The 15,781-nt window shown below is 43.6% G+C and carries 13 protein-coding genes; 9 read left to right on the top strand and 4 right to left on the bottom strand.

The genetic code is table 11. The features are described 5' to 3' along the window. The first annotated feature begins 141 nt into the window (after nt 1–141). On the top strand, nt 142–1,890 hold the full coding sequence (locus tag NO989_RS20450) for a hypothetical protein (RefSeq protein ID WP_371343118.1): 1,749 nt from the start codon (nt 142–144) through the stop codon (nt 1,888–1,890). A gap of 117 nt (nt 1,891–2,007) precedes the next feature. Here the strand turns inward: NO989_RS20450 and NO989_RS20445 are convergent, their stop codons facing one another. Further along, nucleotides 2,008–2,991: a glycosyltransferase family 2 protein gene (locus NO989_RS20445; protein WP_239247708.1), complete on the bottom strand. Its 984-nt coding sequence runs from the start codon at nt 2,989–2,991 to the stop codon at nt 2,008–2,010. 557 nt (nt 2,992–3,548) lie between these two features. On the opposite strand from NO989_RS20445, the gene NO989_RS20440 reads away from it, so the two are divergent. Continuing rightward, nucleotides 3,549–4,097, top strand: coding sequence for a hypothetical protein (locus NO989_RS20440; RefSeq protein ID WP_039216570.1), 549 nt, complete (start codon nt 3,549–3,551; stop codon nt 4,095–4,097). A 17-nt stretch (nt 4,098–4,114) separates the two neighbouring features. Here the strand turns inward: NO989_RS20440 and NO989_RS20435 are convergent, their stop codons facing one another. Next, nucleotides 4,115–5,098, bottom strand: a complete 984-nt coding sequence (locus tag NO989_RS20435; RefSeq protein WP_039216569.1) for an endonuclease/exonuclease/phosphatase family protein — start codon at nt 5,096–5,098, stop codon at nt 4,115–4,117. A 396-nt stretch (nt 5,099–5,494) separates the two neighbouring features. On the opposite strand from NO989_RS20435, the gene NO989_RS20430 reads away from it, so the two are divergent. Both NO989_RS20430 and NO989_RS20425 read left to right on the top strand, forming a co-directional pair. Beyond that, nucleotides 5,495–6,103 (top strand): BON domain-containing protein, encoded by a 609-nt coding sequence (locus tag NO989_RS20430; protein WP_014976823.1) that lies wholly within the window; start codon nt 5,495–5,497, stop codon nt 6,101–6,103. Nucleotides 6,104–6,714: 611 nt separating this feature from the next. Next, complete coding sequence (locus tag NO989_RS20425; RefSeq protein ID WP_039216567.1) at nt 6,715–7,092, top strand: hypothetical protein; 378 nt, start codon at nt 6,715–6,717, stop codon at nt 7,090–7,092. Between the two features lie 130 nt (nt 7,093–7,222). Here NO989_RS20425 and pyk read toward each other — a convergent pair whose 3' ends face one another. After that, a complete protein-coding gene (pyk, locus tag NO989_RS20420; RefSeq protein WP_039216566.1) occupies nt 7,223–8,659 on the bottom strand; it encodes a pyruvate kinase in 1,437 nt (478 codons plus the stop codon). Between the two features lie 238 nt (nt 8,660–8,897). Next, a complete protein-coding gene (locus NO989_RS20415; protein WP_283632919.1) occupies nt 8,898–9,749 on the bottom strand; it encodes a MurR/RpiR family transcriptional regulator in 852 nt (283 codons plus the stop codon). Between the two features lie 284 nt (nt 9,750–10,033). Here NO989_RS20415 and zwf point away from each other — a divergent pair, with 284 nt between their 5' ends. The 5 genes from zwf to NO989_RS20390 are packed head-to-tail and all read left to right on the top strand — an operon-like array spanning nt 10,034 to nt 15,658. Then, nucleotides 10,034–11,527: a glucose-6-phosphate dehydrogenase gene (zwf, locus tag NO989_RS20410; RefSeq protein ID WP_371343117.1), complete on the top strand. Its 1,494-nt coding sequence runs from the start codon at nt 10,034–10,036 to the stop codon at nt 11,525–11,527. Between the two features lies 1 nt (nt 11,528). Then, on the top strand, nt 11,529–12,221 hold the full coding sequence (pgl, locus tag NO989_RS20405) for a 6-phosphogluconolactonase (RefSeq protein ID WP_015067465.1): 693 nt from the start codon (nt 11,529–11,531) through the stop codon (nt 12,219–12,221). A 9-nt stretch (nt 12,222–12,230) separates the two neighbouring features. After that, the gene (gene edd, locus NO989_RS20400; protein ID WP_015067464.1) at nt 12,231–14,057 is read left to right on the top strand and encodes a phosphogluconate dehydratase; all 1,827 of its coding nucleotides are present in this window, start codon (nt 12,231–12,233) and stop codon (nt 14,055–14,057) included. Beyond that, entirely contained in the window at nt 14,057–15,010 is a 954-nt protein-coding gene (locus NO989_RS20395; protein ID WP_015067463.1) for a glucokinase, read from the top strand. The genes edd and NO989_RS20395 overlap by 1 nt, the downstream gene beginning before the upstream one ends. Before the next feature lie 3 nt (nt 15,011–15,013). Continuing rightward, entirely contained in the window at nt 15,014–15,658 is a 645-nt protein-coding gene (locus tag NO989_RS20390) for a bifunctional 4-hydroxy-2-oxoglutarate aldolase/2-dehydro-3-deoxy-phosphogluconate aldolase (protein ID WP_015067462.1), read from the top strand. The last annotated feature ends 123 nt before the right edge of the window (nt 15,659–15,781 follow it).

Here is a 15,781-nt window from a genome sequence, read left to right as displayed (position 1 = left end):
ACCTTGTTAACTTGATTGTTCAATTCCAAGTTTGGCACATTGCGATGCCGTTTGAGGGGGGAGACCATTCCATCGTTAACCTTTGATGTACAACAAAGGTCAACAGGCCCTACGTACCCGGATTTTTCCGTTGTGACGATTATGAAAATGTTAAAAATAACTTCAGGTGTAGGCATTCTGCTTTCACTACTTATCAATGCAGGATGTACTGATAACACGGGTACTGACTTGAACAATCAGTCAAACTATGAGCAAAACTCAACAAGCTTTACAGTTGACACGCAACTGCCTCCTTCTACTCACGAAAAGACCGACAGCACCCACGCTTATCCTTATCAAGAAGGCGATGCTATTCCCGCTCTGGCATATATTGAACACAATGAAGTGTATAACCCTGAATCGGTTATTCCTCCCCAGTGTTACACCAAAACAGAAGGTGTTAACAACCCATGTTATGCATGCCACCAAAGTTACGATTCAATGGAAAAGCGTCCTAATCAAATGGGCGATGGTACGTTACAGGGCAACTACGAATTTTCTGACGTAGGGTTAACAAACAGCTGGAAAAACCTGTTTATTGACCGTACATCACTAATTGCGGGCATTGATGATGCCACGATTAAAAAATATATAGCGCAAGACAACTATACCGCTTCGCTTAACAATGACGCCATGCCAGACTACATGCGTATTGAAAATTTGAGCGCCGCTGACAAGGCATTTGATGGCGACGGTTTTGCTAAAGATGGCAGTGGATGGGTGTCGTATAATTACAAGCCTTTCCCAAGTACTTTTTGGCCGACTAACGGGTCAACCGGCGATGCTATGATCAGACTTCCTGAAAGCTTTCAAAGGCTAAATAGCAAGTATAATAAGGCTATCTATATATTGAACCTAAGCTTGGTTGAAATGGCGCTTAAAGAGCTGGATACGTTAACTGTGGCGCCGGTCAACGAATTAGCGTTGAACCTTGACGTAAACCAAGACGGAAAACTTACCAATTCAGTGACTGAAATCGCTCGTTTGTCGCATTATGTTGGCGACGCAAGCGATGTTCCGCTAGCGCACATGCTTTACCCCGAAGGTACAGAATTCTTACATACCGTGCGCTACATTGGCGTGGATGAAAACGGGAATATTTATAACGCGCCGCGTATGAAGGAAGTGCGCTACATGAAAAAGCATATGTTCAGAAGCAGAGAAAGCTTAGCATCTGCCTATTATGCGGAAGCAAAAGATAAGCATTTTGAAAAGCTGCCCCAAACCCGCTACCTAGGTGAAAAAGGGATAGACAACGGCTTTGGCTGGACAATTAATGGCTTCATTGAAAATGAGCAGGGCGAACTTCGTGCACAGCACGATCAAGAGCTTGCGTTTTGTAACGGCTGTCACAAAACAGTAGGGTCAACCTTTGACCAAACATTTTCATTTGCACGGAAAGTTCCCGGACAAGCGGGGTGGGGCTATATAGACCTGCGTGAAATTGAAGATGTGCCAAATATCAACGAGGAAAAAGGCGAGTTCCTTACTTATATGGAGCGCGTGGGCGGTGGCGATGAGTTCCGTCAAAATGGAGAAATGCTGGCCAAATGGTTTGATGAAAAAGGCATGGTCAAGGTGGAAGAAGTGCAGCGTGCCAAGTCAGTGTACGACATCATTACTCCTTCACCAGAGCGCGCGTATGCGTTGAACAAAGCGTATTTGACCATAGTGAAAGAGCAAAGCTATTTGTTCGGTCGCGACGCAACACTGACTAAGGCGACTAATGTGTTAAGCACTATTGATGCCGAGCAGCCACCGCTTAAGCCTGAACATCGTTTCAAATGGGATATGCGACTTAACTGGCAACAAGAAAAGCCAAGCGCCATTGCAGAAGCGCGTCAACAGTAACCAGTAGTAGATGCCTTCAGGCGTAAAGTTTGATATCTAACAATTACTGCGCTCGCGAGCTTTCTATTGCTCGCGAGCATCTAATCCGAGTGCTTTCCCGCCATAATGCAAGATCGCTTAAGCTGAAGTGCTCAGAAGACCAGATTCTTTCTCTGGGGAATGAAAAGATGTGAACGCGATATTGTTCTGAGCGTTCGTTACCATTGGCTTCTCGGCCGGAGCTCCTGGTGTGTCTTCCTCTACCTGCTGGGGGAGGTGCTTGATCTTAATGCCGTTTTGCTTGAAGTCAGCATTAATAAAACCTTGGTCTGCATACGCGTTCAATACATTGACACATGGGTAAAATCCCCATTTCGAGTGAAAACGCTGTGCATTATGAACAAAGTCTAAAAGGTGATTTATCGGGCATTGATAATTAGGGCGGTGTGGTGCAAATGTGCGCGTGGGCAATTGCTCTAACGAAAACCCTAATGCTCTACAGTTAGTGAAAAAATCTTCGTCGTTTAGTCCGAAACCCGCGTAGCCTTCATCGAAGCCGCCGGTTTTATGAAAGTCTGCCTTACGAATAAAAAACACTGTAGAACAAATACTATCGTCATTAAACTTTCCATGATTAATTTCCTGATCTCTTGAAGGTATTTCGTTATTGTCGTCTTCGGTTAACGTGTCGTCATTACTTGCTAAATAACCGATTTCTTTTTCATCTTTTGAAATTTGTCGGTAGGGCTTGCAACAGTGCTCATTGGGTAAAAACACCACTGATGTGATCACTACGGTGTTGTCACGAAGCGCAAGCAAGCCATCTCTAAAAAGCGATGGGGCAATAACTGCGTCTACGTTTAGGTAAACTAAATTCGCGTGCTTGGCCGCTGACATACCCTTGTTGCGCGCTTTCGCTATCGGAAGCGCATCTTGAGTCACAAACTTGTGAACAATGTCGAATTTGTCACTGCGTACGAGTGACAAATCAGAAGGAGGTGCCATCCAAACAATGACTAGCTCATCTGGCGTTGGAGAGCATTGCTCTAACTGAGTTATCAAATTGGTCAGCTTCTCAGTTCTGCTCTTAACAATAGTTACTGCACTTATCGGTGAACGCATACTCTTCCTCCCTTTCTAATTTGTTGAACCTGTAATAACGACGACATGAAATGTTGAACGTTATACTTTCGTACAAGCAAAGAGTGTTCCTTTTTTTGTAAATTATTGATTGTTAGATAAAAGAATTGTTATCAAGTTATGTTTTTGAAAATTTTTAGCAATGGTTGAGCGCCAAAACAAGCAAGAGGTGCAAAGGGAGAGAAAAATTTACAAACGAATGTATCGAGGCTAATAGCAGTTTTTTATATTAATTTTTGGTGGTTTGTTCTTATTTGCAGTTTAACATGACGCTTCTTTTCATAAGTCTTGTTTTTACTGTGCATCTAGCGCGTAATTGCTTTGCCGTTCCCACATATTTTGATATGCTTGGTTAGTAGGTTAAACATTACAATTCAATAGTTTAAATATTCCTACAAATATTGCTTAACACGTTTTCTTTCGAGTAGAACTAATCTCATGTTATTGGTTTTTACTCACTCAGAGTGTAGGTAAATCTTCAGCCTTACTTGTAACGTATTAATTTCTGAATTTCGTATTTTTTCTGGTGGACAAAGGCTGTGGAATCACAATCGTCTGTATTTATTCGACACTATGACAAACAATCATTAAAGGTGGTTGATGTTATATCTGGTATCTCACCAAATGCTATGCGCAGGGTATTTGGCGGCTGGATATTTTTCGCAGCTGTTGTCGGCGTTATTGTAAGCGTAGCACCAGATTTGAGCGCTCAATTTATCGGTTTAACACTTTTCGTTCTTGTTGCTTTTACACTCGTAATGTTTGGACAGAGTAGAATAACGGAAGGCTGGCCAGCTATAATTTGTGACAACAACTACATCGGCGTGGTGAGAGATCCTGTTAAGAGAGAGTATATTTGTGTGAACTCTGCTCTGGTCAAAGAAGCTAACCCCACATTAATAAAACCCAATAAAAAAGCGGTTGAGATTGTGTTAGATAGCGAACAACTATCGGCAGAAGATCATGAGGTGCTTAACCAAGCGGTTTGGCCTCGGGATAACAAGCTAATAGGGCTGGCCCACTTTAAAAAGCGTGAGGAGGCGTGTGATAGCCTCATGTGGTGTGTCAAACACCGTAGCTTTCATTAAAGTTAAAGTCTTGAATATTAATCTTTGTCCGTGATTAGCGCTAGTTCAGTATAAAGCGGGTAGTGGTCTGAGCCTATGCTTTCAAGCTTCTCTATATTGACCAATGCAAAGTGTTCCGAGTGAAATACGTGGTCTAACGGCCATTTCACTAAAGGATATTTCGCGTGAAATGTATTGAAAAAACCGCGCCCCTCTCGTGGGTCTAAAAGTCCGCTTATTTTCTTGAACTTTCTGGTAGTAGGTGACCAAGCTACATCGTTAAGATCGCCAGCGACGACAATAGGGCCCTCTGTTTCAGCTATTTCTTCCCCCACAACATTAAGTTCTACGTCTCTGGGCTTTGCATACGTGTTTTCTGTTGGGCTTGGTGGTTTTGGATGAAGAAAATATAGCGTGACATCTTGTCCGTGGTGATTGATTTTAACTTTCATAGACGGCACATCTTCTTCTATTAGAAATCGCAATGAGACCTCTTCAAAGGGAAGCTTACTATAAAGATGCATACCGTAGAGGTTTTCGAGTGGGCAAAATTTACGATACGGGTATTCAGATTCAATTTCACTGATGCCTTTCTGCCACTTCTCATTAGATTCCAACGTTACGAGAAAATCAGGTTGCTTATTACGTACATGTTCAATGAGCTTGCGAAAATCGTCATTAGGCATATACACATTGCTTGATAAAACACTTAGCTTTTGGCTCGCACTCTCAACCTCGACGTGCCTAACTTCTCTTTTATACAGAGGGGTATAAGGAATGATCCAGATAACCTGATAAATAAGGCTAACTGTTAATCCAGCGACAATAATTACTGCTAGGCTATCTATCTGTGCGTAATAGGTTGATTCAAAAATATGCCCAGCAATTAGCAAAGAAATGATAGCTGCTATTTGTAGTCGCGGAAATTCCCACACTCTTACTAACCAATGAGAAGAAGGAAGCAAAGGGGCCCAGCTTACGGCTATAAATAAGACTGAAACAGCAGTAAGTGCAGTATCCATGTCTAGTTGGTCCTTGAGTTAAATTAACGAAAAACACTCCACCTGTTGCTTCTGTCTGCAAGATTAAATTAATGGCAGCTAGTGAAGCGATACGAATCGTTATAACTACGGCTGCTTTGTGAAATAAGTTTAACCTAGGTATCACTGCAACAAGGTGGCGGGCAACGGCGAAGAGTTATTTCCTAGTACAATTAAGAGGTGCTTTCTTAAGTGACGTTGACGAGTTTTGGGCATTAACAGAGTTAAGTAAAAAGTTCTCAAACAAAGGCAAAGTTTGCAAAACAAAAAATACTTAACTAGCCCTGGAACTGAATATTTATCATATAAAACAATATCTTATTTTGTTGGCAAGGAATTGGCATGACTATCTACGAGTTTCGACAAAGGAGAAATGTTATGAAACGTTCACTTATTTCTATGATTGTTGCTACAACTTTGACTACAGCTGCATATGCAGGTGACATGGACACAGACAGCACAAGTAATAAATGGGAGAAAGGTGCCAAAGACGCATGGATTGATGGCAAAGCAGAAGCAACGCTGTTGTTCAATGGTAACCTTGATTCATTCGACATTAATACTGACGTTAAAAACGGTAATGTCGTTCTTACTGGTAAGGTTGAGAACTCTGTTGATAAAAAGCTAGCGGAAGAGCTAGTAGCGAATATTGACGGTGTAACGTCTGTAGACAATAAGCTTACGGTTGTCTCTGACAAAGATATGGAAGGCGACATGTCAGATGACATGGAAGATACTGTTGACGAAGGCACAAGCGAGTTAACTGACGCCAAAATCGCCACAGTAATCAAAACCCGTCTTCTCATGGATACCGATATCTCAGGTTTCGACATCGATGTTGACGTAGAAAACGGTGTAGTAACACTGACTGGCGACGTTGATTCTGATGCTGAGCGTGATCTAGCTGTAGAAATTGCTAAGAATGCTTCTGATGTCAAGGATGTTGAAAGCAACCTTCGCGTAGTTACTGAAACCGCAATGAACTAATGGTTTCTTTACTCGACTTAATGAAAAGGGGCATTCGCCCCTTTTTTCTTGCCTAACATAAGCAAGGTAGGCCGGTCATTACATCGACATAGTGCCGGCGTAGTCCATGGTGTAACGGAAACGTCAAATAACGAGAAGGCAAAAGGCATTATTTTTATTTTAGACATTTAAACTTTTTCATAGACAATCGCTTAGCAATGCTACTTATACTGATGACTATGCACACGGCAATATTTAGCGCAATAAATGAACTTTTTGGTAACACCGAAGAGGCACTAAACACTATATTCTTTATCTGCTGTTTACTTGAGGCCGTTTCGCTAACTTTTGTTCGGAAGGGCTTTGATTACGCCTAAAGCAAAGACACGGAAAATTTCTCTTAAAGTGTGTAGAAAATTCTTTCAATACATTTCGTAGTAGCAGTCTTGTTTTATATCTTACTGAAATACAAAGAAATATATTGTGGTATAGAAGCTGCAAATTCAAATTACACATAGTAATTAAAATTAGCGCGCTGACTGGCATACACTAACTTTTCAGCGCCAAGATCATTTACCAAATAAGTTGTTCTTCAGAATATGAGCAGTTCACAATTGGTCAAGGAGTGAGGCATGAACGTTTTAAAGTGGGTTTATTCAGCTATAGTTGTTTCAGTTGTAATAGCATTAATTGGTTTGTTCGGGCAGGGTAAGCTTTCAATTAGCCAAGCAACAGCTGATGACGCTGAACGCACAGTTCACGCAGATATCGTAAAAGTTGAACAGACATTATCACTTGTAGAGTTTGATCTATCCAAAAAGGCGCATCTGCTTAGAAAAACACGCTTAGATTTTTATGTTAAGCAGGCAAAACAAGCTGATTTAAGAGGCTGGAAATTTAAACGTGACGAGTTTGTTGAGCGCGCTGAGAACATCCTTAGCCACCATCTTTCTCAATATGCGAACGATATCGCTCAAGAGACAGAGAGCTATACCGCACAGGCAATTTAGCCCAAACATCATTATTGAAAACGCCCTTTACATTTTGAGAACGTAAGGGGCATTTTTGACTTTCATATCCACACAAATTTCAGGCAAAAAAAACGAAGCATTAAGCTTCGCTTTAATGTTGTTTTCGTTGCTATTCGACTTCTACGATTTTAAGGGTATTAGTTGCGCCTACTTTTTCCATTTCATCGCCATAAGTCAGAATGATACTGTCTCCGCTTTTCACTAAGCCTTTTTCTTTAAGTGATGCAATGACATCGTACTTCAATTTGCCAGGTTCACTGTTAGATGAGTCGAAGAAAACCGGCTTAACGCCACGGCAAAGTGCCATTGTATTTAGCGTTGATTCGTGACGAGACATTGCAATAATTGGCAGAGCTGTAGTGATGCGTGACATCAATGTTGGCGTAGTTCCGCTTTCAGTTAAACCTACAATCGCTTTAACGCTTGGCAAGTGGTTTGCAGCGTATACAGCAGAGAGGGCAATTGATTCGCTAGTAGATGAAAACTGCTGGTCCATGCGGTGCTTAGAGATTTTAACGCTTGGATGGGTTTCTGCACCTTCACACACTCGGGCCATAGCAGCAACCGTTTCGATAGGGAAGTTACCCGCGGCAGTTTCAGCAGAAAGCATAACCGCGTCAGTGCCATCAAGTACGGCGTTCGCAACGTCCATTACTTCTGCGCGCGTTGGCATGGGGCTATCAATCATCGACTCCATCATTTGAGTCGCAGTAATAACCACTTTGTTCAGTTGACGAGAGCGGGCGATAAGCTTTTTCTGAACGCCAACAAGTTCTGCGTCTCCAATTTCAACACCTAAATCACCACGGGCTACCATAACGGCGTCTGATGCTGTAATGATGTCGTCCATGGCTTCATCAGAAGCTACCGTTTCAGCACGTTCAACCTTCGCACAAATTTTTGCGTAGCAACCTGCTGCTTCAGCAAGTTCTCTAGCATAATTCAGGTCTGCACCGCTTCGAGGAAATGAGACCGCAAGGTAATCAACACCAATCTTTGCCGCGGTTTTGATGTCTTCTTTATCTTTATCGGTAAGCGCGTCAGCGGAAAGCCCACCGCCTTGACGGTTTATGCCTTTATTGTTTGAAAGTTTACCACCTACGGTGACCTCAGTAAGCACCTTGCGACCTTCAACGCCCGTTACGCGAAGCTGAATACGGCCGTCATCAAGAAGAAGAATGTCGCCTGCAGATACATCATCAGGAAGCGCTTTGTAATCAATACCTACTTGGTTAACATTGCCTTCATCGCGGCCAAGCTCTGCGTCTAGGATAAACTTAGCGCCTACGTCCAGGTGAACAGCACCTTCTGAAAAACGAGCGACACGAATTTTAGGACCTTGAAGATCGCCTAAGATAGCTACGTATTTACCTAAGTTCTTTGCAGCCTGACGAACGCGCTTGGCACGTTCAATATGATCTTCAGCCTGCCCATGAGAAAAGTTCATACGCACTGTATTCGCGCCTGCCGCTATGAGCGCCTGGATTTTTTCAAGAGAGTCGGTTGCAGGTCCTAGGGTGGCAAGAATTTTCGTTCTTCTGGTCATGTGATTCCGTCGCTGTTTCTATGTTAGAAAAGACAAAAAGTGTTAGGTATTCCACAGTGGGATAATACCTGTAATCGCTTTACGTAATTTTATTACAGAATAATAGTTGAATTTGACAATAATGTGAATGAAATAAACAAAAACGCCCAACTGGCTCGACCAGTTAGGCGTTCTTCTGGCTTCATTAGCCGTTCATTGCTACGGCAATAAATGCGACTATGATCAATGTAATGGCGATTTAATCGCCGCGCTTTTCGTATCGTGAACCCCGGAGTGTGTCTTTAACACGCTTAAGGTTTTCTCTGAACTTATTACCACGGCGTAACGTGAATCCAGTAGCAAGCACGTCAATGAGGGTAAGCTGCGCAATGCGAGACGCCATAGGCATATACATATCAGTATCTTCTGGCACTTCCAGCGATAACACGTAACTGCATTCTTGTGCCAGCGGGCTATCTGCTGAGGTAATTCCTACTACAGTAGCGTCGTTCATGCGGGCAATTTGCGCTATTTCTACTAAGCTTTTAGTTCGGCCCGTATGGCTAATCAAAACAACAACATCGCCATCTGAACAGTTCATGCAGCTCATGCGCTGCATCAGAATATCTTCAAAGTAGACCACTGGAACATTAAAGCGGAAAAACTTATTTAATGCATCGTGTGCCACTGAAGCTGAAGCGCCTAAGCCGAAAAATGAAATTTTCTGTGCCTGTGTAAGTAAATCAACAACGCGATTTACCACGTTCACATCCACAGATTGGCGAGCCACTTCCAGGGACGCCATGGTCGATTCGAATATCTTATTGGTATATTCGTCTGGGCTGTCGTTTTCATCAACATGGCGGTTTACGTAAGGCGTTCCGTTAGCCAGGCTCTGCGCTAAATGCAGTTTAAAGTCTGGGAAGCCTTTAGTATCAAGTCTTCGGCAGAAACGGTTTACGGTAGGCTCACTAACATCCGACATCTTAGCGAGGGTTGCTATACTCGAATGAATGGCCGTTTGTGGGTTAGCTAGAATTACTTCAGCTACCTTTTTCTCAGATTTACTGAATGCCGCTTGGTTTTGTGTGATTTTTTCTAAAATGTTCATACAGATATAGCAATTAGTTAGCACAATTTATTGTAAGGTACACCCGTAATAGTACCCAATGTGACGTCTGTGACAAGAAAAATGTAATTTTTTGACAATTTTTGTTATTTCAATCGGGTTAAATGAGGGTAAACTGAGGGAAACAGTAAAGATTCAGATCCTATAGTTGGTACAAGTTGTAATTTTACTACATTTGGTGTTAACTATACGGTAAAAATAGTCGTTAGTGTTGTAAATAACTGTACAATACGCCGCGGACACATACATTTAAAAGGTCGACGAATATGGTATTGGATAATTCCTACGAACCCTGTGATTTTGTACTTTTCGGTACACTGGGAGATCTTTCACGACGCAAGTTGTTGCCTTCTTTATATCAGCTTGAAAAAGCAAACTTGATGCACCCAGACACCACTATTGTGGGTGTTGCGCGTCAAGAAATGGAGCTGGATGCTTATATTGAAGAAGTTCATGCCAACCTAATCAAGTTTGGCGAGAAGAACTTGTGTGAAGCCACTTGGGAAAAAATGAAAGCGCGTTTGCACTACGCATGCGTAGACATGAAAGATGTGGAAAGTTACTGCGTTTTAGACGACCACGTTGACCCAACTCGCACCATGGTGTGTTACTTAGCTACACCGCCTGCTATTTATGGCGACATTTGTCGCGGCCTACATAGCTGCAAAATTATCGACTCAAGTGTTCGTGTAGTGCTTGAAAAGCCAATCGGTCACGATTTGGCATCGTCTAAAGTGATCAATGAACAAGTTGCTGAATACTTTGACGAAAAACAGATTTACCGCATTGACCATTATCTAGGTAAAGAAACGGTACTTAACTTAGTATCGCTTCGTTTTGCTAACTCTATTTTTGCAACAAACTGGGATCACAACTGTATTGACCACGTACAAATCTCAGTTGCAGAGTCAGTGGGTATTGAAGGGCGTTGGGGTTACTTTGACGACGCGGGACAAATGCGTGACATGGTGCAAAACCACTTGCTACAAATTCTAAGTTTGGTTGCGATGGAGCCGCCTACAACCCTTGATGCCGACAGCATCCGTGATGAAAAGCTCAAAGTCCTTAAGGCATTGCGCCCAATTAATTCGTTTAACATTAACGAAAGTACAGTTCGCGGACAATACACATCAGGTTTTGTTAAAGGTGAAGAAGTCCCTGGTTACCTTGAAGAAGAAGGGGCGAATACGCAGAGTAAAACGGAAACCTTTATTGCGATTAAAGCAGAGATCGACAACTGGCGTTGGGCGGGCGTGCCATTTTATCTACGCACCGGCAAACGTATGCCAACCAAGGTGAGTGAAGTTGTTATTTACTTTAAGCGCCAGCCGCACAATTTATTTGGCGATAGCTTTAAAAACCTACCGCCTAATAAACTGGTTATTCGTCTACAGCCAGATGAAGGCGTAGAAATCACAGTAATGAACAAGGTTCCAGGTTTGACAAGTTCAGGCTCAATGGATCTTCAAAAATCAAAGCTCAATTTGAGTTTCTCAGAAGCGTTTGCTGATGAACGTATTCCAGATGCGTACGAGAAGCTATTGCTTGAAGTCATGTTGGGCAACCAAGCACTGTTTGTTCGCCGTGATGAAATAGAGCAGGCGTGGACATGGGTAGACTCAATTCTTGAAGCGTGGAAGCAGTCTAGTGAGCCACCTGAGCCATATCAGGCAGGCACGTGGGGTCCCGTTGACTCAATCGGTTTGCTAGCGCGTGAAAATCGCAGCTGGTATGAAAGCAAAACTGTGAAGAAGAAATAATATGGCGTTAACAACACTTTCTTTCGAAACACCTGACGCGCTAACTGATGCGTTTGCACAAGACTTGGTTAGCATTCTAAAAACAGGTATTAAAACACGTGGTCGTTCGTCCTTGGTCGTAAGTGGCGGGCGCACACCGTTAGCATTGTTCAAGCAACTTAGCGAAACTGAATTAGAATGGGACAAGGTTGATATAACCTTAGCCGATGAGCGCTGGGTTGATGAAAGCGATGAAGCAAGCAATACCAGCTTGGTAAAACAAAACCTTATTCAAAATAAAGCCGCAGCAGCACGTTTTGTTGAATTGAAAAGCGATGCTGATGATGCAAATGACGGTGTAGTGACAGCGCAAAACAATATTGCGGATATGGCTCAACCGTTTGATGCGCTTATTCTTGGTATGGGTGAAGACGGCCACACGGCGTCACTTTTCCCTTGCTCAGAACAGGTTCTTGAAGGCTTAGATATGAACAGCGGCAAAACGTGCATCGCTGTTCAACCTACAACAGCACCTCATCAACGTATTTCACTAACGCTGCCTGCGTTACTCAATAGTCGTCATATCTTTTTGCACTTAACCGGTGAGAAGAAAAAGCAAGTATTGCTGGACGCTATTGAAAATGCTACCGAAGCGCAAAAGCCCATCACTGCCGTTGTTAACAGAGCTCCGGTCACTTTGATGTGGGCGCCATAGGAGACAAGTATGAACCCGAAAATTGCTGAAGTCACTCAACGAATTATTGAGCGTAGTAAAGAAACCCGTAAAGCCTATCTCGACAAAATTGAACATGCCCGTCGTCAAGGCCCACATCGCGGTGTATTGTCGTGTGGAAACCTCGCGCATGGTTTTGCTGCATGTGGGACGAGCGATAAAGCCGATCTCCGTTCAATGACAAAAGCCAATGTGGCGATTATTTCGTCATATAACGATATGCTTTCAGCTCACCAGCCGTATGAAACGTATCCTGCTATTATCAAAGACGCGATAAAGGAAGTGGGTAGCGTAGCCCAATTTGCCGGTGGTGTTCCTGCAATGTGTGACGGTGTTACCCAAGGTCAGTCTGGTATGGACTTGAGCTTGATGAGCCGCGACAACATTGCACAAGGTGCTGCTATCGCTTTATCGCACAATATGTTTGATAGTGCGCTTATGCTTGGCATTTGTGACAAGATTGTGCCCGGATTACTTATGGGTGCACTAACCTTTGGTCATTTGCCAACCGTATTCGTGCCAGCAGGTCCAATGCCATCAGGTTTGCCAAATAAAGAGAAGGCCCGTGTTCGCCAGCAATTTGCTGAAGGGAAGGTGGGTCGAGATGCGCTGCTAGAAGCAGAATCTCAGTCTTATCATTCTGCCGGTACGTGTACTTTCTATGGCACGGCAAATTCTAACCAGTTAGTGGTTGAAATGATGGGCTTGCATTTACCTGGCTCGTCATTTGTTAACCCAGGTACGCCACTGCGTGACGCGCTGACAAAAGCAGCTGCAGTGCAAGCAACCCGCTTGACTGATTTGGGTGATAACTACACGCCAATTGGTCATATTGTTGATGCTAAAGCCATTGTGAATGGTCTTGTTGGTCTACTAGCAACAGGTGGTTCAACCAACCATACCATGCACCTTATCGCTGTGGCGCGTGCTGCGGGTTATATCGTTAATTGGGACGATTTTTCAGATATTTCAAATGCAGTACCTCTGCTTACTCGTATCTATCCAAATGGCTCTGCTGACATTAACCACTTTGTTGCTGCAGGTGGCATGTCGTTGTTAATAAAGCAATTGCTTGATGCTGGTCTTCTACACAATGATGTGAAGACGATTTGCGGTGAAGGCTTAGACTTCTACACCAAAGAGCCAATGTTAAAAGATGGCGAGTTAGAATGGCGTGATGGTCCTACTGAATCGTTGGATAAAGAAGTACTTGCAAGTGTTGAGCAGCCGTTTAAACCCGATGGCGGTTTAAGTGTACTAGACGGCAACCTTGGTCGAGGTGTAATTAAAACATCAGCACTGCGTACACCCCACTGTGTGCTAAAAGCACCGGCAGTAGTGTTTGAAGATCAGTTTGAGTTAGATGAAGCATTTAAATCAGGCGCGCTAGATAAAGATTGTATCGTCGTTGTGCGTTTCCAAGGACCTTCAGCTATCGGTATGCCTGAGCTACACCGTCTTACACCACCACTAGGTGTGCTACAAGATCGCGGCTTTAAAGTGGCGCTTGTAACTGACGGGCGTATGTCAGGTGCATCGGGTAAAGTACCTGCTGCTATTCACGTCACTCCAGAAGCCTATAAAGGCGGTTTACTGGCTAAAGTGCAAGACGGCGATGTTATAGAGCTAAACACAGAAACGGGCGCATTAACCTTACATGTGGATGATGAAACACTAGCGGCACGCGAAGCGAAGCCTGCTAATCTTGCACATCATCACACTGGCATGGGGCGTGAAATGTTTGCTGGGATCCGCGCTATCTTAACGGGCGCAGAAGAAGGTGCTTGTTCATTGTTTTACACTCAGGAGCAAGCGTAATGAGTCATAAGTTTGTTGCTGATGTTGGCGGTACTAATATCCGTTTAGCGCGTGTAACAGAGACAGGCGTTGCCGATATTATCAAATATATGTGCAATGACTTCGCCAGTATTGACCTTGCCATTGCTCAATATTTTGCTGATTTACCGCAATATGCGTTCACAGAAGGCTGTATAGCCATTGCTTGCCCAGTGTTAGGCGACCAAGTGGAAATGACTAACCACAGTTGGGCGTTTTCACAAAATGCGTTGCGTTCACAATTAAAGCTGGACGCCTTGTATGTGATTAATGACTTCACTGCAGTTGCGCATTCATTACCGGTTTTAAGTGATGAACAAGTTGTTCAAATAGGCGAGGGAACCGCTAAAGCTAATGGAAACATTGCGGTATTTGGCCCTGGTACTGGCCTTGGTGTTGAACATATCACCATGACATCTTCTGGTTGGCAAACCCTTGATGGCGAAGGCGGTCACGTTGACTTTGCCCCTGTAGATGAAACCGATGTGATTGTGTGGCGCCATCTTCAGGCTACTTTTGGACGCGCATCAGCTGAAGAAGTGATGTCAGGGCGTGGTATACACAATATTTATACTGCGCTGGCAAACAACGCCGGTGAGCCGGTTACATTTGCTGATCCTGCTCAGATTACTGAAGCGGCTATCGCGGGAACCTGCAAAATTGCCGAAGCTACACTGACGCAGTTTTGTCGCATAATGGGTAGCTTTGCCGGAAACTTGGCCCTGAATATGGCCACGACCGGCGGCATTTTTATTGGCGGTGGTATCGCTAATCGTTTTCCTGAGTTTATAAAAAATAGTGACTTCAGAGCCCGTTTCGAAGCTAAAGGCCAAATGAAGCACTACGTAAAAGACATTCCCACCTATTTGATAGCAGAACCTGACCATGGCCTTCTTGGCGCAGCTGCTTATCTAAATCAAAATACAGCGAGCTAAATTATGACAACGAAATGGAAATACTCACCAGAGGAAATTTTTGCGGCCGGTCCAGTGGTCCCAGTATTGGTGATCAATGATGTGGAAAAGGCTGTGCCTCTGGCTAAAGCGCTCATGGAAGGTGGAATTAAAGTATTAGAAGTGACTCTGCGCACCCCTGCAGCTATTGACGTTATTAAACGTATTGCTGAAGAAGTTCCCGATTCGCTTATTGGCGCAGGTACGGTAACGAACGCACAACAACTTAAGGCGGTTGTGGAAGCGGGCGCAAAATTTGCCATCAGCCCTGGTATGACCGCAGATTTGCTTAAAGCCGGTATGGACGCAGAAATTCCACTTATTCCTGGTATCTCGTCTACCTCCGACCTAATGAAAGGGAAAGATGCAGGTTACACCCATATGAAATTCTTCCCAGCGGAAGCTTCAGGTGGTGTTAAAGCAATTAAGTCAATTAGTGGCCCATTCCCTGATGTAACATTCTGCCCAACGGGTGGCATTGGCCCTAACAATTACAATGACTATCTTGCACTGAATAACGTGAAGTGTGTGGGTGGTTCTTGGTTAGCACCAGATGATGCCATTGAAGCGGGTGATTGGGCACGTATTACGCAATTGGCTAAAGAAGCGGTTGCTGGTGCAAATCAATAAGCACGCTTTAGTCATTAGCTTAAAGAGAAAAAACCTGCTTTATGCAGGTTCAGACTGTTGAAAAAGCCCTAGACGAAAGTCTGGGGCTTTGATCTAATAGGCATAGTGAAATTCGGAGTGTTC

Source organism: Alteromonas sp. DY56-G5 (genome assembly GCF_041414725.1).
Classification (GTDB): Bacteria; Pseudomonadota; Gammaproteobacteria; order Enterobacterales; family Alteromonadaceae; genus Alteromonas; species Alteromonas macleodii.
Note: the sequence above shows the minus strand (reverse complement) of the source record. Positions and strands in the feature narration are given on the sequence as shown.